Genomic DNA, 18,384 nt, shown 5'->3' on the forward strand with positions numbered 1-18,384 from the left:
CGCAAAGAATATATATGTTAATAGCTAATTTATTCTTTACGAGTTTGACTTTATCATGCTGGTCATCACATACTTATGAAAAAATATTTTTCTTAGGACATTCTAATTATGCGAATTCTTAGACTATTTTTTCTTTATACAACACTTTTACTCACTACCTCCATTGCAATGGCTCGTACTATCGACCCCGGTACGTTTAGTGTCTCCGGTGGTATTGGTCCTACCATACGTTATGGTTCTTTGCTTGATGCTGGTCGAGCTTATTTTCTAATACAAACTCAAGGTGAATATTCCTTCAGTTCACAGTACAGTGCGGTTACTGATTTATCATTAGGTTTTGGTAGCAGTTACCCTGTCCGCTTTCACATCGGTGGGCGCTATCGCTTAACAGATTTTGATTTACCGATTTATCCTTATGCTCAACTACAATTTTCTTTGGGTAAGCTATTCAATGTATTGGGGGCTAATCTTACCTTTGTTGGTGCACGAGTTGGCGCAGGTGCTGATTACTTTCTTACAAAAAATATTGGAGTTGGCGGTATAGCAACACTTGATTTAGGTTCTACTACAGGTATTAGACCAGCTTTCTATGGCGTTACTGATATTTTGATATACGCCACTTACACTTTTGATCGACCGCCATTATCACCGGCAGTCTTACGATGAGTCGATACATTCAGAAATAGATACCGAAAGCGACTTAAAATAATCAGTAGGGTTAGGGTGCATGTACATCATTATGGCATTTCTTTGGAATCTACCGCTAGTCTATTACTCCCTTGCCGAGCACCCTATTCAACATCTCAGCCAACTCATAAATAAGAAAGGGTTTTTTAATAAGACCCTGTGCACCGGCATCCAGCATTTCTTGCACGTCGCTGGTCAGACTGTATCCCGAATCGATTATTGTAACAATATTCGGATTAATTTCTTTCATTTTCATGAAAGTCGTTTTACCCCCCATTTCAGGCATTATGACATCCAGAATTACAGCATCAAAAGCAGCGTACTGCTCGCGATAAATTCTAATCGCATCTATTCCGTTATCAACCGTTGTCACCTGACAACCAAGCCGTTCCAGCATTGCACCGACAGCTTTTAGTAGGTATCTCTCATCGTCAACAAGCAGGATATTCGCTTTAATAGCAGGTAAAGCATCAGCTATTGGGAGTTTAATCTCCTCTTCCACTTCAGGACAAGATATACAGGGAAGAAAGAGAATCATTTCGGTTCCCTTACCGGGAATACTGGTAACTTCAACTGCACCACGATGGTTTTTAACCGTGCCGTACACAGATGCCAGACCCATCCCGGTACCCTTGCCATATTCTTTAGTAGTGAAAAATGGTTCGAATATCCGTTTTCTAACATCTTCAGTCATTCCGAGCCCGGTATCCGAAACACAGATCCTGATATATTTCCCTTGTTCTAGTTTGAATATATTATTTCGTGTGAAGTCCCCATCGACATCAACTATCCCGGTCTCAAAAAGTAGCTCGCCTCCTTCAGGCATTGCATCCCGCGCATTGATACCCAAATTGAGCAGCACACTTTCTAGCTGAGAAGGATCACCCAGAGTATAGGAATTTCCGGCCTCTAAATGGGTTATGATTTTTATATTCTTATTAATACTCCTTGCGAGTATTTCAATTGTTTCCAATATAAGTTTGTGAACATTAACCGATACCGAAAGGTACTTGCCCTGCCGAGCAAATGCGAGCAACTGGGAAGTCAGTCCAGCAGCACGCTGTGTCGCCACTTTGATTCCATCAAGATAATTCGTTACTTTAAAAGAGGCATCGCTAAGCTCAAGTTGAAGAAGATCAGTGTATCCAAGAATTCCACATAATTGATTATTAAAGTCATGCGCAACACCTCCCGCCAGAAAACCGATTGCCTCCATTTTCTCCGATTGCCGGATCCGTGCTTCCATCTCTTTTCGTTTTGATATATCCCGCGTGAAAGTGCAGCTGTATTGTTCCCCTTCAATTTCAATATAATTTGCGATCACTTCAACGGGGACGATTAGTCCGTCCTTAGTCAAATGAGTAGTCTCGATAGTCTGTATTTTGTCGCTGACGGTAACCCCCCAGACCGAGTCCCAAATTTCCTGCGTTAATCCCGGATTAATATCCATAATATTTAAATTGAGTAACTCATCTTCAGAATATCCGAGTTGTTTACAAGCTGCAGTATTAACGTACACAATACTCGCATCTCTCGCGATCAGAAAAACCCCATCGGACAAGCTTTCAACTGCGAATGCTGCAAATTGTGCCAGATGTTTCTCTTTAAAAATGCTTGTAGTTAGCTCTCTCATATTCATCTTTCAGCGAAATAATTAACACATGATTAAGCGACATTGAGTAGAGTTTTCATCTAAATAGACGATTGAAGACATATAGTCTATAGAAGAATGTAGACGCTTTTTGTTGTAATAAACCTCCATGTAGTTGCAGTTAATATTAGCCCTTCAAAGGTGTGATTTAAAAGTGTCAGGTACCATTTAAAAGCACTGTAGAAAGCAGAATGCTATAAAGCGGTTTTTTACATCCCTAAATTTTTACGTTGGTAAAATTTGTGGCGTTTAAAAAAAGCGATCAGCATTGCAAGCAACATCCATAGCAATCCGGGCATTGATTTGCCGCTATTGCTACTATTGCATGAATAACTACTGGTAACCATAGTCGGCGAGTGCTCTTGGTTTGGCGAAGCTTCGGTTGCAGGTGAAACTTCAGTTATCGGTGAATCTTCGGTTATCGGCAAATCGTCATTAGCATCAGCGCTAGGCTGATCATTGTTGCCTGGTTCTATTTGCTGAATTTGTTGCGGGCAATCACTCGTATCATATTGATCAGTTAAACCATCACAGTCATTATCTTTACCATCAGTACAATTCTCAGGCTGTGGCAGCACTTCGTTTGCGCAGGTTGTTGACCAATGGCCATCCACACAATACTTTGTTCCTGAATGACACTCACCGATATCTCTGCCACTTGTACCAGCATAACATGAGTGTTCCTGCATAGGCGTACACTCGCAACCTTCATCAGCGGTCCCATTACAAAAAAGAATAAACCATAAATAATAGGAATTAAAAAATGATACTTCTAACACACCAACCAACGGCAAAAATGGCGAGTAAAATATTGCCACAAACTATAATCACAATAAAAGCAAGAACCAATGGACCTAATATCAATATTTCAGCGCCATAACATGCATTTAAAAAAGCCAACCCCGATAAAATTAGCGCTATAATTTTTAAATTGTCTAAACTAAAATAGTGTTGCGACTCATTATAATCGCCATATCCTTTTGCAAACATCCAATATATATAAAAAACCGATCATAACCAGTTATTATTAAAAAGCCAAATTATAAAATCTCAATAACTCTAATTACAATAATAAAGCTCGACGATTGACTATATCAGACCAATAAAGTACAAATAACGTGAATCTCTGGTACTCTCCTGACTGATATCATTTCCTCCTGTTGGTTTTTTGTTATCTTTCATGTGGTTCCAAATATAGTGAACTATTGGTAGTTCAAAAGGATTACTCTTGCGTTTTGATGATTTAAATTTACACCCACTTCTTCTCAACACCATACGCCAACAGGGTTATTTAATGCCTACTCCCATTCAGGCGCGCGCCATTCCCGAAGTACTTAAAGGACGCGACCTATTGGCGTGTGCCCAAACCGGTACAGGCAAAACCGCGGCTTTTGCGTTGCCCATATTGCATAGACTTTTGCAGCATCCAAGAAAAGGTCACTTGCCACGGGTGTTGGTATTGGCACCTACGCGTGAGTTAGCCACACAAATAATTGAAAGCTTTGCCCTCTATGGGCGTGGCTCTGGCTTGAGTGGTACCGTTATTTTTGGAGGTGTTAGTCAAGGATCACAAATTCGCGCACTCCAAGAAGGTATTGATGTGCTTGTGGCTGCTCCTGGTCGCTTGCTTGATCTGATGGATCAAGGATATGTTAAACTTTCTAATATCGAACACTTTGTTCTCGATGAAGCTGACCGTATGCTCGATATGGGATTTATAAAACCAATTAAGCGGGTTCTTGCGGTATTGCCTCCCAAGCGACAAAATTTACTTTTTTCAGCCACCATGCCTGCAGAAATACGCGAGCTGACCAAGCGTTTGCTAAATGATCCAATACACATAGCTGTAACGCCTGTTGCCTCCACTGTTGATCGTATCGACCAGCGGGTATATTTTGTAGCTAAAGCCCGTAAAACCGATTTGCTTGCCCATGTGCTGACCGACCGTTCGGCGGATCGGGTCATTGTTTTCACACGCACGAAACATGGCGCTAATCGCTTAAGTGGTAAGCTACAAAAAATGCTTATAAATGCAGAGGCTATTCATGGCGATAAATCACAAAATGCACGACAAAAATCTTTGTTGCGTTTTAAACAGGGTGACACACGAGTATTGGTTGCAACTGATGTCGCCGCCCGAGGTATTGATGTTACTGGCATCAGCCACGTTGTCAACTTTGATCTCCCTAACGAACCTGAAAGTTATGTACACCGTATTGGTCGTACTGCCCGTGCTGGCGCTAGTGGTCTTGCGCTTTCATTTTGTGACCAGGATGAGCAACCGCTTTTACGCAATATTGAGTCGCTAATTAAAACCATGGTGCCAGTTGAACACTCACATCCATTCGTCGAGGTCAAGCAATCGCTATGCAATAAAAAACGTAATGCAAAAAAACGCAGTACTAAACACTACAATAGCAAGCCACAGTACGCATAAATGATATTATTATTAAGGTGAGTTCAACCACAGCACCTGCAGCCCCAACTAAAGCCATATAATTGGCGCCACAACGATGACAGGCGAAAAATGGCAATCTTATAGTTTAACCATAGCAACGGGATCGCTAAACCAAGTAACGTATTCGTCTTCAATAAGTTGCTCGATGACTATCTACCGAGTGCCTTTTTCATGGCCTCGAGGCGCTGCTTAATTACCTCGTCATCATTTTTGAGCACATAACCGACCACAAGCATCACCATATTTTTTCCGTGCTTCAGTAGCGTTTTTTACAGCTTTCATGTCCTCCAGAGCCTTGTTCATCTCCGCGGTAGCATCAGCACGCTGATCGGCTGGCAGATTAACCAGTTGTTCCTTCATTTGCTTCTCTATGTTGTTCAACCTTACTTATTGTGGCTGATCGATTGGCAGCGGCGGCGGTGGCAGCTCGGTGCCCGAAACCAAGAGATAGCTGAAGCCCGCATTGCGACCGGGATCGTTACGCACGAGCTGCATGAACTGATTGAATTCCTCGGTGCCTTGGATCACCTGGCATCCCGCGGAGCTATGCCCCACTTGCGCGCCGTCTCCGCTTTGATGGAACCAAATGTCCCACCACGAAGGGGCATAGCGCTCGTCGCGCTCACCGGAATCGATGGTCCCGTTGGTGTCGCCGTTCACTCCCCACTTGTCAACGTTGACCACCAGCGGCTTGGTCTGCGCCAAGATATAGCCGCTGTTGTCCCCGCGTGTCGTGTCGGTGGTGTCCAGACTGAAGGCGTTTTGATAGTAGCCGTCTGAGAGCGCGAGGATGCCTTGGTTCTCGCTCGCAGGATTGACCGCGACGGTACCGTCTTCGTTTACCTTATAGCGCCCGCTCGCGTAATATTCGGGCTCACGCATAGTATAACCGTAGCTGCCGTGGTTCTGCTCATTCCAGACCCCAGGCTCCACCGAGCCCGTGAAGGGATACACATGTTTTTCGCCGTTTTGCATCACTACTACATAGATCGTATCATTATACTGATTGCCGGTATTGGGCACGGTGACGCCGTTCTGCATGCCGCGCACGCCGATGATGTTGACCTCACCCTCGCCCATACGGAAGGTGCCGCCGCGATCGTTCACCAAATTTTGGAAGTAGTCATATTGCTCGTCCTGGCTGAGCTGCGAGATATCGATGGTACGTTGGCTCGCTGCAACCGTGTTATACTCGGCGATGCTATTGGCGGTGATGCCGCGGCTGGCGATCGTGAGAAAGTTATTTACCTGCTGGGTTGCCAGGGTGCTAGCTTGCGTGCGCAATCGCGCCAAGTCATTGTATGAATAGAGTTCGGTGTTATTGCCAATGACGCTCTGATAGGCATCGTTATAGACATAGTCCATAGCATCATCCATATTCATATAAGCGATATCCGGCGGGAGGTCGGAGGGATTGACCCTGGGGTTTTCCGGAGGATCACTGACCCGCACGCGATTGACCGTACCCGTGGTGTCAGCGGGAACAAAGGCCGCGTCGGTCTCATCGAAGTTGGCATCCAATATCGCGCCCTGCCCGGTACTACCAGGCATCCACGCGCCTTGCCAGCCGTCTTGCTTGGCCTGATCCATGGCAAGCAAGGTAGTGGAGTCAACGGTGCCCAGAAGATTATTATCTTGCAAGTACTGATATTGCGCTGGCCGATTGGTGCGCATGTACTGCTCTTGAAAAGCGCGCACCGCGGCCTCGGTGGTCTGATCGTACTGGTAGCTGTCAGCTGCGACGCTGGCATTTGGCGGCCCAAACGGCCCCCAAACATGCAATGAGAACAGCGTCAGCTCTACATCACGCACGCTCGCCCCGTTGCAGCCCTCGCTCATGGGAATACCGTCGCCGCCAGCGATCGATACGAATAGTGGGTTGGTGTTAAGCACTCCCAACGTACCCGTATAGCCGTCGATATATCCCCCAGAGACGGCATCGGCAGAGAGCATCTGCTGCGCGGCGGTCGGCCCGACCATGTTGGTGAGCGCGGTTTGGATCTCTTGCTCGGAAAAGCCAGCGGCCTTCCAAGCATCGATCATCTGCACTCCAGCCGTGGTAGGTATGTTGGTAGAGCCTCCTTCGCCATAGCGTGTCAATAGACCGGTACTCCGCGCGTACACCTCGTTATTTAGCCCGTCGATACGAGGGGTAAGCTCGGCGAAATCTTCGGCACTGAGCGATAGTCTCGGCGGCGCGAGCTCGCCGTCCTGCAGCCGCGGCAAATAATTGGCCGCGGTTTGCAGATCCGCGCTGGCTGCGTTGCTGGCCGTCATCGCCCTAGCATAGTCCTGTTGTGCGCATGCCTCAGGATGGCGTGCGCGCTCCGCAGCATTTTCCGTATAGTTATCGCGGATCTGCTGTAGCTGCGCGTTGGCTTGAGTAAGCTCGTCTTGGGCTTTTTGCGCCTCGGCCTGTGCCTGCAAGGCTTCAGCTTGCATTTCCTGCATCTGGCGTTGTGCCTCGGCATAGCGCTCTTGTGCCTCATGCAGCTTTTGGGCATCGTCATGCAAAGCTCGTTCTAGCTCTTGTTGGGCATGCGCTAGCTCGTTTTGTGCCTGCGCCAAATCATTTTGCGCGCGGCTGAGTTCGCTCTCTTTTTGCGCCAGCTCGTTTTGCTTGCTTTGGATCTGACTTTGTAGGCGCGCGACCTCATGATCGTATACCGCTAAAGCAGCGCTATACGCTGCGCTGTCGAAGACGCGGACGTTCACCGTGTGCTCATTGGGTGGCGTGCCCTCAGTGTGCTGCTCGGTCTTGTAGTAGTTGTTGGGGTTGGGAGGCTTAAGTGCGCCCAGCTCTTGTTGCAAAATAGCGATAGCCTCTTGAATGACGGCCATGGCCTCTGTAATGCTGGTGATTCTCGAAGAGATATTGTCTATACGCTTCATCGCCGCATCAACCGCGCCTTGTGCCGCGGCGGCGGATCCACTGGTAGTCACGGGTGGGGGCGGAACAGCAACAGGATATGGTATGCTGGTCATGGTTGGTTTCCTTTTACCAACACCTATACAATTCCCCGCCACTGTGGCTGACAATTTATCAACCAGCGCGATATTTTTGCCCAAAAGTTGCTATGTTGTAATGTAAGCTCCCGATAAACGGCCTGTGAGCAGTCATCAAATAATTTTGCTAACTTTTGCTAAATGCAAAACAAATCACCAATAATAGTAGCAAGGGCCAGCAAAATATGTGAGATAATTTACGGTAATATTCACGAAATAATCAGCGGTAGTTCGGTATTAAGATGGCTAATTAGTAATTTAATCGATGATAGCAGTAGCGATAAGCGAGCGCTCGCGTACCCACTTATCAGGCAAAAGCTCGGTGAGTTTTTTAGCAGGCCAACCATTATCAAGACGTGTCAAGATATCAATCAGATAATCACGCACGTTAATGCCGCATTTTCTAGCCGATTGCACCACCGTATAAGCAGCAGCCAAACTACTGGCCCCAACACTGGAGCCAGCAAACAAATAATTTTTGCGGCCAATAGCAGGTTCGCGAATTTCTCTTTCAACCCGCCCATTATCAATTTCAAAACGTCCATCAGTAAAACAACGATTAATAAATGGTCTTTGATTTTTAGCGTAGGTAGCTGCATTAATCAGTGGGTTACTAGGCGAAACATTACGCAAAAAATCATCAACCCATTGATTAAATTTATCAAGCAGAGGCAGGGATTTTTCTTGCCGCAAAGCCAAACGCTCTTGTGGGTTGAAAGCAGCGTCTTTAGCCTCTTGTTCAATTTTATAAATATTTTTTAATCAACTCTAAGGGTTAGTGTAACCTATGTATCCGGTATCAAATGTTACCTATGTCTCCGGTATGGACCCTAAAAAACTTGGCGCCCCCGACAGGAGTCGAACCTGTGGCTTACAGGGATTAGGAATCCCCAGCTCTATCCATCTGAGCTACGGGGGCAACCAATAAAAGAGCTTCTAGGTGCAAATATATTAACTGGTCAAGAAAACAAAACGTTAAAAAATAAAATTCATGTTAGTTTAAAAATAGGTCAAATCTAAAAATAGTTCTTCTAGTTGTTTAATAACTTTTTGTGGCATGTCCTGTCGATCTGTCGTCGTAATTGTGCAAACGCCTTTAATGGCATTGACCAATATAACAGGGAACGTATCGCTAATTTTTATTGGTGCACTAATAAAAGGCATATATTTCCGAATAGCAGCCTCGCTTGTTGACCATACATGTGGATTATTTTCAGGTACACAAATAAATTGATTACCATCCCATCCAATAACCGCAGCCGAACAGCTTTCAAAAATTTCTTCGCCGTTAGCAGAAGTTAGTAATGTAGCTATTCCTAATGTTCTCACTGCATCGTAAGGATTGGGCGAAGCCGTTTTTGCACATGGCCCCACTTTCCCCAACAATGGCGAAGGTAAATAACGAATAGGCATACCATCATACAAACGCGACTCACCTCGTGGTTCTATACGCCAAACTTTATCCTCAGCCCATACTGAATAACAGCCCGGTTTTTTATCTTTGGCTAACTGTTCTAACGCAGCATCAGCGTTTGGTCCTGCCGCTTGTAGACGACGCATATGAAAGTCTTTTAGTACTATGCCTCTTTCGGTTAAGCGTAGGCTGGTGTATGGCATGTTAATGCCCCTAACTTTGTATATATTTCTTGCAGTTCTTTGCTGGCGTCTGAGTCATAAACAATACCACTACCAACTCCATAAACCCAAGAACCATTGCTAAAACTAGCTGTACGAATTAGCAAATTAAAAACAGAATGTTCCTTGTTAAAAACTATACCTAAGGTGCCACAATAAGCACCACGCACTGTAGATTCGAGCTTTGTTATCATTTTAAGCGCTGCTTGTTTAGGTGCGCCAGTTACTGAGCCTCCAGGGTGCAGTGCTGTCAATACATCAATGCTGTTAATCTGTGGTAATAATATGCCACTAATTTCGCTAACCGTCTGTACTGCATAGGGTAGTTTTAAAATTTGACGCTCACAGGTGACGCTAACAGAGTGTGGCTCACATATAGGCGTAAGGTCATTGCGTATTAGGTCGGTAATCATTGCCAATTCACAGCGGTCTTTAACACTGGCAACTAGGTCATTCACGCTTTGTGGTTGCATGGTGCCTTTCATTGGCTGTGAGATTATTTGTCGACCTTTAATACTAAAAAATAATTCAGGTGATGCTGAAACAAATTCAACTCCGTTGGGTAAGCGCACCCATGCCGCAAACGGCGCCATGTTCTGAGTATTCATGCAAGCAAACAGTGAGGCTCCACTAATATCACCATCAAGTTTTGCACGAATAGTATAGCAAACCTGATATACATCACCGGCAGCGATTGCTTGGCGTATTTGCGATATATTATCAATATAATTTAAATCAGCCAGCTTGGCTACTGGTAACACTACAGGGACATCAAATTCAAGGGTAATCGCTTTGCAGTCAGCAGGTTTAAAAATTTGCGCAGCATTTGCATTTGTTTCAAATGGCACAAACACTAATCTTAGAGAATCACCATTTCTACTAGATAATTTATCTATTGCGAGCTCTGACATCAACAAACAAACACCATCGCTAAACTTTGGTCCCAATAAAGCAAAAGATTCTAGCTGATCAATTTCGCTTAGTTTCATAGTAATGACTTAAAAAACGCACTTAGCATTTCTTTACCGAGTAAAGTAGCGTATGAATCAGGATGAAATTGCAAACCTGCTATCGGCAAACTTTCATGCTCAATAGCCATAACTAAACCATCATTAGTTGTCGCAATTATTCGTAGCGGGGCAACGACATTACTAAGCGCTAAAGAATTATAACGCATCACCGTCATTTCACTGATCAAACCAGCAAAGCTTCGTGAAGGGCTAAAGCATACTTGGGTTATAAGACCGTGTGCTGGTTTAACCCGAATTAATTTAGCATTAAAAGCTAATCCGATTGCCTGATGCCCTAAACAAATACCCAGGGTGGGCAGACGCAATTTTGCCGCAGCTTGCACCACCGCAATCAAACCTGCCCTAATCGGATCAGTCGGCCCAGGGCCGATAACCAGCAAATCATATCTATTAAGTATATTGTGATTATTTGCGACCTCGCGACCGCTTTTTATGTTAATTTGTTCACGAGCAAACGGCAAACGATCGATAAGATTCCACGAAAAAGAATCTTCATTTTCAAGAAACAAGACGCGTTGAGCACTTGCAGCGACGCCCATTTCAAATGATCGACGCTGTATATCTCGCCCCGCAAATAACGAGTCGATTGTAGCAATTATTCCCATTCAATCGTTGCGGGTGGCTTTGACGAAATATCATAAACCACACGATTAACCCCATGAACTTCATTAATAATGCGGTTTGAGATACGTCCTAATACTTCGTAAGGGATGCGTGCCCAATCTGCAGTCATACCATCGACCGAATCGACTGCGCGAACGGCAATGGCTTCTTCATAGGTGCGCCCATCTCCCATTACCCCGACAGAGCGCACCGGCAGCAATACGGCAAAGCTTTGCCACAACTTTTCGTATAAATTGGCAGCGCGAATTTCATCATTAATTATGGCATCGGCATGACGTACGACTTCTAATTTTTCGGCGGTAATTGGTCCTAAAATGCGTACGGCTAATCCTGGACCCGGAAAAGGTTGGCGCTGACATAAATGAGTCGGCAGACCAAGTTCAGCCCCAAGCAGACGCACCTCATCTTTAAATAGTTCGCGCAATGGTTCAATTAACTCAAGGTTCATGCGCTCTGGCAAGCCACCGACGTTGTGATGACTTTTAATAGTAACAGACGGCCCCCCTTTAGCGCTAACTGATTCGATTACATCAGGGTAAAGCGTGCCTTGAGCAAGATAGCGTGCGTTACCAATACGTTTAGCTTCAGCCTCAAATACGTTAATAAATTCAGCGCCAATAATTTTGCGTTTCTTCTCCGGATCGCTAACCCCAGCAAGTGCTTTAAGAAAACGTTCACGAGCATCGGCCACAATTAGAGGCACATGAAAAGCATGCTCAAAAAGCTCGCATACTTGGGCAGTTTCACCGCGGCGCACCAAACCATTGTCGACAAAAATACAAGCGACGCGATCCCCCAATGCACGTGCAAGCAAGGCGGCAACTACTGATGAATCTACTCCACCTGATAACCCACAAATAACACGTTCATTCTCGCCCACACGTTGACGGATTGCTTCAATTTGGGTGGTTAAAAAAGCGCCCATGGTCCAAATAGGCGCTAAATCACATACATTGAATAGAAAAGCCTCTATTATTTCAAGCCCACGAGGTGTATGGCTTACCTCTGGATGAAATTGCAAGCCCATGATTGGCTGGGTGCGATGAGCAATGGCTGCATATGGTGTGCTATCAGTGCTGGCAATCGCGACAAAATCGGCAGGCAATGCTTCAGTGCGATCACCATGACTCATCCAAACTTCAAAAGATTCGCCATCATTAAAAGCTTCTAATAATGCCTTACCAGCCTTACTGTCGGTTTTTTGACGTATTGCTTGAGCACGACCATATTCGCGATGTTGCGATGGAACTACTTTACCACCAAAATGCTGGGTTAATAGATGCTGGCCATAGCACAAACCTAAAATCGGCACTTGCATATCTAAAATTTTAGGGTCAGTTGTGGGTGCGTCTTGTTCATATACTGAAGAGGGACCACCACTAAGAATAATAGCCGCTGGTGCGAACTCAATTACTCTTGCTATACTAATGGTATTGGGATGAATTTCACAATAAACCCGCAGTTGACGCACGCGACGTGCAATCAGTTGAGTATATTGTGAACCAAAATCGATGATTAATACTTTTTGCATCGACATTTTACCTTTTACCTTTGTACCTTTTTACATACGATAATTGGGTGGTTCTTTAGTTACAGTTACATCGTGAACATGGCTTTCGTTTTTCCCAGCAGAGGTGATTCGACGAAAACGAGCTTTGCTATACAGGGTTGGCAAATCTTTAGCACCCACATATCCCATACCAGCACGTAAACCGCCAATGAGTTGCAGAATCATTGTAGCTAAGGCACCTTTATAAGGCACCATGCCTTCAACTCCTTCTGGCACTAGTTTTAAATTGCTAGCAGATTGTTCTTGAAAATATCGGTCAGCACTACCATCTTGCATAGCACCTAATGAGCCCATACCCCGATAAGATTTATAAGAACGACCTTGGTATAAAACAACTTCTCCTGGTGCTTCGTCAGTACCAGCAAAAAGACTACCTACCATTACTGTAGATGCGCCGGCTGCCAAGGCTTTGACAACATCACCAGAAAAACGAATACCACCATCTGCGATAATAGGAATATCATAAGGTTGGGCGGCACGAACACACTCTAAGATTGCTGAAAATTGCGGAACCCCAACACCTGCAACAACGCGTGTAGTGCAAATCGAACCCGGACCAATACCAACTTTTACGGCATTGACGCCAGCCTTAATTAACGCTTCAGTCGCTTGTGGCGTGGCAACATTGCCAGCAATCAAAGGTAATTCTGGATAATTGCGTTTGAATTCTTTAACCGTGTCGATCACGCCCTGACTATGTCCATGAGCAGTATCAATAACAATGACGTCAACACCTACATTAACTAACGCTTTTGCACGTTCAAGATTATCACTGCCAACACCAATGGCAGCCCCAACACGTAATCGTCCACGACTGTCTTTAGTTGCTGCTGGATGGCTTTCACTTTTCTCAATGTCTTTAATAGTGATCAGACCGCGCAAATGCATTTCGCTATCAACAACCGGAAGCTTTTCTATGCGATGTTTTTGCAGCAAGGCTTTTGCTGCTTTAAGATTAATGCCTTCAGAAGCGGTAATAACCTTTACGGTCATTACATCGCTCACCATAATATCGAGATTATCAACAAAACGAAGATCGCGATTGCTGACTATACCGACTAGTTTCTCGCCAGAAACAACAGGTATACCGCTTATTTCATGTTTACGCATTAACTCGCGCACATCAGCAACACGAGCATTAGGAGCAATAGTAATTGGGTCAACGATCATTCCAGATTCACTTTTTTTAACCCGTAATACTTCTTTGGCCTGTTCTTCGATCGACAAGTTTTTATGTATAAATCCCATCCCCCCTTCTCGTGCCAAAGCAATAGCCATACGGCTTTCAGTGACCGTATCCATTGCTGAGGAAACGATAGGAATACTCATTGATATTGGCAACGATCGCACTAAATGCGTATGTACGTTGGTTTCGCGCGGTAAAACATTTGAATGTTGCGGCTCTAACAAGACATCATCAAATGTTAAAGCCAATGGATAATCGAATGTAGCCGACATAATAGGCCTCCCAACAAGGTGGTCCTTTTACTCTGTTAATAATGATTTTGGCTACTGTTGATATAAAATCGGCAAAACTGTTTCGATCTCAATTTCGAGACCGAGATATACGCCAACAGCAGCACGAGCGTGATACGCTACTTCATTAAGTTGTGTCAAAACTCGACTATCAGTTATTGCTAATCCCAATATTTGTTCATCCCACGAAAAAGGCACAATTCTGAGGCGAAAAGCAATTTCGCGTGGCACCCGTTGAACAGCTTCTATTGCTGCTTTGTGTAAGCATCCTGCTGGTAATGCTGGGATATCTAAATGTTGGGATAGCATTTTTAAAAGTACATTGGGGTCAATATGACCTAGCTGCAACAGGCAAGTACCTAATAATCGGCCATTTTCGCGCTGGAGACGCAAAGCGTCGTATAATTGCGTTCGTGAAATAATTTCTTCACGAACCAGCATAGAACCTAAAGTTTCGACAGTAGACACAAGCATTAATGTACAAGCATTTATAACTTTAAAGCAAAGGATTGATTTATCGACTCTTATTTAGCAACAAAGGGTTGAGGGCTATGCTAGGGGTGTGATACAGGGCGCGCCTATTACTTGTGGCGCTATGTCTATATAGCGGGAGTTTATCATGCGTCTGTTAAAATTTGCCGTACCTCTTTTCATCACCACTGTTATGAGTGCTTCATCAACTCATGCTGCTAACGACAACTCCTTTAAAATTGGCTATGTTAATTTAGCTAGGGCCTTAAATGAAGTTGAAGATGGCAAAACAGCAAAGGCTAAACTAAAAACCGATTTTGATAAAAAGCAAAAAAAACTTGATAAGATGCAGAATGATTTAAAAGTAAAAAAAGAAGACTTCGATAAAAAAGCAGCAATGATGAATCCAGAAGTCAAAGCTAAAAAGCAAGAAGAACTGCAACGTAGTTTTGTTGAGCTACAGCGCACTTATATGGAGTTACAAAAAGAACTGAGCGAACAAGAAAGCAAACTTACAACAGAAATAGCTCAAAAAATTCAACGTGTTATTGATACAATTGGTGATCGCGATGGTTACCATGTCATATTAAATATTGGAGATACGGTTCTTTATTATAAACGGCATTTAGATCTCACCGATACTGTAGTGCGTGAATATAATCGCAAATTTTCTTCTAAAAAATAAATCGGCAATAAGGCCCCGCAATCATGGCCACAGTTGGTCAATTAGCGCTTCTCATCAACGGTACGGTTATTGGTGATGGTAAGCATAAAATTGAAGATGTCGCAGAACTCGGCAACGCTACCTCTGCGCATTTAAGCTTTTATGCAAACCCCAAGTATCAAGAACAATTTGCAAAAACTAAAGCTGGCGCTGTGCTCTGCCGTGAAATTGTAGAGCCGGCCCCGACTAATTTAATCATTTGCCCGGATCCTTATCTTGCCTTAGCCCATATAGCGACATATTTGCATCCTATACCCAGTTATCCCGTGGGTATTGAAGATGGGGCTCATGTAGCGCAAACAGCTATAATAAATGATACTGCGACAATACGTGTTGGTGCTATTATTGAAGCCGGTGCTCGCGTTGGTGCGCGAAGTATAATTGGCCCTGGTGTCTATCTTGGTCCCAATGCTGTCGTAGGTGATGACTGTTTCTTACATCCACAAGTTTGCATCCAAAATCGCTGCCAAATTGGCGATCGGGTTATTTTACATTCCGGTGTAGTCATTGGTAGTGACGGTTTTGGTTTTGCACCTGACCAACATGGAGTACGTAATAAAATTCCACAGATTGGAATAGTCGTTATTGAAAACGATGTCGAAATTGGCGCCAATACTACGATAGATAGGGCAACTTTTGGCGAGACCAGAATTGGCGCGGGTACAAAAATCGATAACTTGGTGCAAATTGCACACAATGTAGCATTAGGTGAGAATTGCGTAATTGCTAGTCAAACTGGCATTGCTGGTAGTACTAAACTTGGCAACCAAGTAATTATTGGCGCGCAAACTGGCATTGTTGGGCATATTCATCTAACTGATGGAATTATGCTAGGAGCTCGTACTGGTGTTTCAAATACTATTGATAAGCCTGGGATATATTCAGGTACACCAGCAATACCACATAACAAGTGGCGTAAAGTAGCGGTAATAAAACAATCTTTACCTGAACTGCGTCGTAGAATTATTGAGTTAGAGCAGCGACTTGCTGCATTAGAATGTCAGTCGAAGGCCTGACGTATAAAGCTATATAAGGAGTTTTTTAATGGCGATTCATCCAACGGCGATCGTGCATAAAGGGGCACAAATTGATTCATCGGCAGAAATCGGCCCTTTTTGTATCGTTGGTCCGAAGGTGAAGATTGGCCCGTATACTCGTCTGCTGTCTCACGTTGTGATTGATAATGATACTACTATCGGTGCGCGAAATGTCATTTATCCCTTTGCGTCTGTTGGTGGCACACCTCAAGATCTTAAATTTAAAGGTGAACCTGCTCAACTAATTATTGGTGATGAAAATGTAATTCGAGAATCAGCCACAATTCATATTGGTACCCAAGCCGGCCATATGGAAACGCGTATTGGCAATGGCTGCTTATTAATGGCATATATTCATATCGCCCACGATTGCATACTTGGCAATCGTATTATCATGTCAAATTCAGTAGGTTTAGCTGGGCATGTTACCATTGATGATAATGTAGTAATTGCTGGGCTTGCTGGCATTCATCAGTTTTGTCAAATTGGACGTAATGCCTATATTACTGGCGCTTCAATGGTTGCTCAGAGCGTACCACCCTTTTGCATTGCTAAAGGGGATCGGGCTCAATTAGTTGGGATTAATATCATTGGCCTAAAACGTGCTGGTTTTAATCGCGAAAAAATACGCTCACTTAGGCTTGCTTTTAATAGCTTATTTTATCGCGATCAAAATCAATATACCTTTGCAGATGCTTTAGCACGCACTGAAGCTGAGTTTGTGACAAACAATCCCGAGGTAAAAGAAATATGCCAATTTATTCACAATCAACAGCGTGGTATATGCCCTGGGCGTGCTGAACAAATTGATGCAGACTCTGATGATACATCCGCCGAATAATAGTGGATGTCCCTAACTTTATGGAATGAGCCGACAATGCTACCAATAAAAGTTGTAGTTGTCGGAGCTGGTCATTTAGGCGGCTTCCATTTACAAAAAATTGCTGCCGACGATAACGCTATCCTTGTAGCAATCGTCGAACCAAAGTTAGATAAGCACCATGACTTACGGCAAAAATATAATGTCCCTATTGTAGAATCATTAAATTCATTTTCTGGTACTGCTAATGCTGCGATAATAGCTTCCCCTACTTCCACACATTTAGAACTCGGTTTAGCTGCATTTGCACGTGGTTGGCATGTATTATTAGAAAAACCTCTAGCAGTTACTCCCGCTGATGGTGAAAAACTTGTGACTGCTGCGCAACAACAAGGCTGCCTTTTACAAGTAGGCCATATTGAACGCTATAACCCTGCTGTATCAGCAGCTCTGAGTGTAGCTGACCAGCCTGGATACATTGTTACTGAACGATTAAGCCCATTTTCAGGACGATCTACAGACGTTGATGTAATTTTAGATTTGATGATTCATGATTTAGATATTGTTGGTGCTTTGGTGGCCGCTCCTTTGGTAGAAGCTCGTGCTATTGGTGTGCCGGTACTAAGTCATAAGGTCGATATGGCTGCCGCACGACTAGCTTTTGCTGATGGTACCGTAGCACAACTTTCAGCAGGCAGGGCTTCCCTCGAACCTTCAAGAAAAATTCGTTTATTTACCAAAGAGCGCTATTTATCGATTGATTGTCAAAATCGTGAGGTTAAATCTGTACGTCGTTTGCCACCAAATCCAGATAGTGATTGGGCCCAAATTGAAGGAGAGCCAATAAATATACAGCCAGGTGATCCACTGGCGCTTCAAGATCACGATTTTTTAGAAAGTATAATAAATAAACGTCAACCACGAGTTGATGGTGTTGCTGGACTTAAAGCACTAAAACTTGCCGCAGCAGTAAAAGAAGCTATGAGTATCCCCACCTACTCTTCGACTGCAAAATAAATTAGACATGATTACCAATAAGCTCTCACTTCAAATTCCCAGTTTTAAATTCTCTGTTCTTTAAATCTTCATTTTTTTAACGGAGTATTTAAAGAACAGAGAATAAGGAACAGGGAATGAAAGGCGATGATACAGCTGATAACCAGCTATTTTTGCTGTAGATATCTTGAACTTTAC

The 18,384-nt window shown here is 44.0% G+C and carries 17 protein-coding genes and 1 tRNA gene; 6 read left to right on the forward strand and 12 right to left on the reverse strand.

The genetic code is table 11. The annotated features are described in order from the left end of the window. Positions 1–108: 108 nt before the first annotated feature. Positions 109–666 (forward strand): hypothetical protein, encoded by a 558-nt coding sequence (locus tag JW841_15410; protein MBN1962321.1) that lies wholly within the window; start codon positions 109–111, stop codon positions 664–666. A gap of 97 nt (positions 667–763) precedes the next feature. Here the strand turns inward: JW841_15410 and JW841_15415 are convergent, their stop codons facing one another. Together JW841_15415 and JW841_15420 are read right to left on the reverse strand one after the other, a co-directional pair. Beyond that, positions 764–2,320, reverse strand: coding sequence for a response regulator (locus JW841_15415; GenBank protein MBN1962322.1), 1,557 nt, complete (start codon positions 2,318–2,320; stop codon positions 764–766). Between the two features lie 227 nt (positions 2,321–2,547). After that, positions 2,548–3,156, reverse strand: a complete 609-nt coding sequence (locus JW841_15420) for a hypothetical protein (GenBank protein MBN1962323.1) — start codon at positions 3,154–3,156, stop codon at positions 2,548–2,550. 410 nt (positions 3,157–3,566) lie between these two features. Here JW841_15420 and JW841_15425 point away from each other — a divergent pair, with 410 nt between their 5' ends. After that, a complete protein-coding gene (locus JW841_15425) occupies positions 3,567–4,775 on the forward strand; it encodes a DEAD/DEAH box helicase (GenBank protein ID MBN1962324.1) in 1,209 nt (402 codons plus the stop codon). A gap of 225 nt (positions 4,776–5,000) precedes the next feature. Here JW841_15425 and JW841_15430 read toward each other — a convergent pair whose 3' ends face one another. The 10 genes from JW841_15430 to JW841_15475 all read right to left on the reverse strand — a co-directional run bounded on the left by JW841_15430 (position 5,001) and on the right by JW841_15475 (position 14,606). Then, positions 5,001–5,156, reverse strand: a complete 156-nt coding sequence (locus JW841_15430) for a hypothetical protein (protein ID MBN1962325.1) — start codon at positions 5,154–5,156, stop codon at positions 5,001–5,003. A 27-nt stretch (positions 5,157–5,183) separates the two neighbouring features. Then, complete coding sequence (locus JW841_15435) at positions 5,184–7,739, reverse strand: hypothetical protein (protein ID MBN1962326.1); 2,556 nt, start codon at positions 7,737–7,739, stop codon at positions 5,184–5,186. Between the two features lie 321 nt (positions 7,740–8,060). Beyond that, positions 8,061–8,501: a transposase gene (locus tag JW841_15440; GenBank protein MBN1962327.1), complete on the reverse strand. Its 441-nt coding sequence runs from the start codon at positions 8,499–8,501 to the stop codon at positions 8,061–8,063. A 141-nt stretch (positions 8,502–8,642) separates the two neighbouring features. After that, a tRNA-Arg gene (locus JW841_15445) sits at positions 8,643–8,721 on the reverse strand. 80 nt (positions 8,722–8,801) lie between these two features. Beyond that, the gene (locus tag JW841_15450) at positions 8,802–9,419 is read right to left on the reverse strand and encodes a hypothetical protein (GenBank protein MBN1962328.1); all 618 of its coding nucleotides are present in this window, start codon (positions 9,417–9,419) and stop codon (positions 8,802–8,804) included. Further along, entirely contained in the window at positions 9,395–10,426 is a 1,032-nt protein-coding gene (locus JW841_15455) for a chorismate-binding protein (GenBank protein ID MBN1962329.1), read from the reverse strand. Before JW841_15455 ends, JW841_15450 begins: the two co-directional genes overlap by 25 nt. Beyond that, on the reverse strand, positions 10,423–11,073 hold the full coding sequence (locus tag JW841_15460) for an aminodeoxychorismate/anthranilate synthase component II (GenBank protein ID MBN1962330.1): 651 nt from the start codon (positions 11,071–11,073) through the stop codon (positions 10,423–10,425). The genes JW841_15455 and JW841_15460 overlap by 4 nt, the downstream gene beginning before the upstream one ends. After that, a complete protein-coding gene (gene guaA, locus JW841_15465; GenBank protein ID MBN1962331.1) occupies positions 11,064–12,629 on the reverse strand; it encodes a glutamine-hydrolyzing GMP synthase in 1,566 nt (521 codons plus the stop codon). Before guaA ends, JW841_15460 begins: the two co-directional genes overlap by 10 nt. Positions 12,630–12,653: 24 nt before the next feature. After that, a complete protein-coding gene (gene guaB, locus JW841_15470) occupies positions 12,654–14,120 on the reverse strand; it encodes an IMP dehydrogenase (protein ID MBN1962332.1) in 1,467 nt (488 codons plus the stop codon). 51 nt (positions 14,121–14,171) lie between these two features. Further along, positions 14,172–14,606 carry a hypothetical protein gene (locus JW841_15475; protein ID MBN1962333.1) on the reverse strand — a complete coding sequence of 145 codons (435 nt, stop codon included), beginning with the start codon at positions 14,604–14,606 and terminating at the stop codon, positions 14,172–14,174. A 151-nt stretch (positions 14,607–14,757) separates the two neighbouring features. Here JW841_15475 and JW841_15480 point away from each other — a divergent pair, with 151 nt between their 5' ends. Genes JW841_15480 through JW841_15495 form a run of 4 tightly spaced genes read left to right on the forward strand, consistent with a single transcriptional unit; the run spans position 14,758 to position 18,207 of the window. Beyond that, on the forward strand, positions 14,758–15,294 hold the full coding sequence (locus JW841_15480) for an OmpH family outer membrane protein (GenBank protein MBN1962334.1): 537 nt from the start codon (positions 14,758–14,760) through the stop codon (positions 15,292–15,294). A 23-nt stretch (positions 15,295–15,317) separates the two neighbouring features. Then, positions 15,318–16,349, forward strand: a complete 1,032-nt coding sequence (lpxD, locus tag JW841_15485) for a UDP-3-O-(3-hydroxymyristoyl)glucosamine N-acyltransferase (GenBank protein MBN1962335.1) — start codon at positions 15,318–15,320, stop codon at positions 16,347–16,349. A 28-nt stretch (positions 16,350–16,377) separates the two neighbouring features. Then, complete coding sequence (gene lpxA, locus JW841_15490) at positions 16,378–17,211, forward strand: acyl-ACP--UDP-N-acetylglucosamine O-acyltransferase (protein MBN1962336.1); 834 nt, start codon at positions 16,378–16,380, stop codon at positions 17,209–17,211. A 36-nt stretch (positions 17,212–17,247) separates the two neighbouring features. Further along, entirely contained in the window at positions 17,248–18,207 is a 960-nt protein-coding gene (locus JW841_15495; GenBank protein MBN1962337.1) for a Gfo/Idh/MocA family oxidoreductase, read from the forward strand. The last annotated feature ends 177 nt before the right edge of the window (positions 18,208–18,384 follow it).

Source organism: Deltaproteobacteria bacterium (assembly GCA_016931625.1).
Classification (GTDB): domain Bacteria; phylum Myxococcota; class XYA12-FULL-58-9; order XYA12-FULL-58-9; family JAFGEK01; genus JAFGEK01.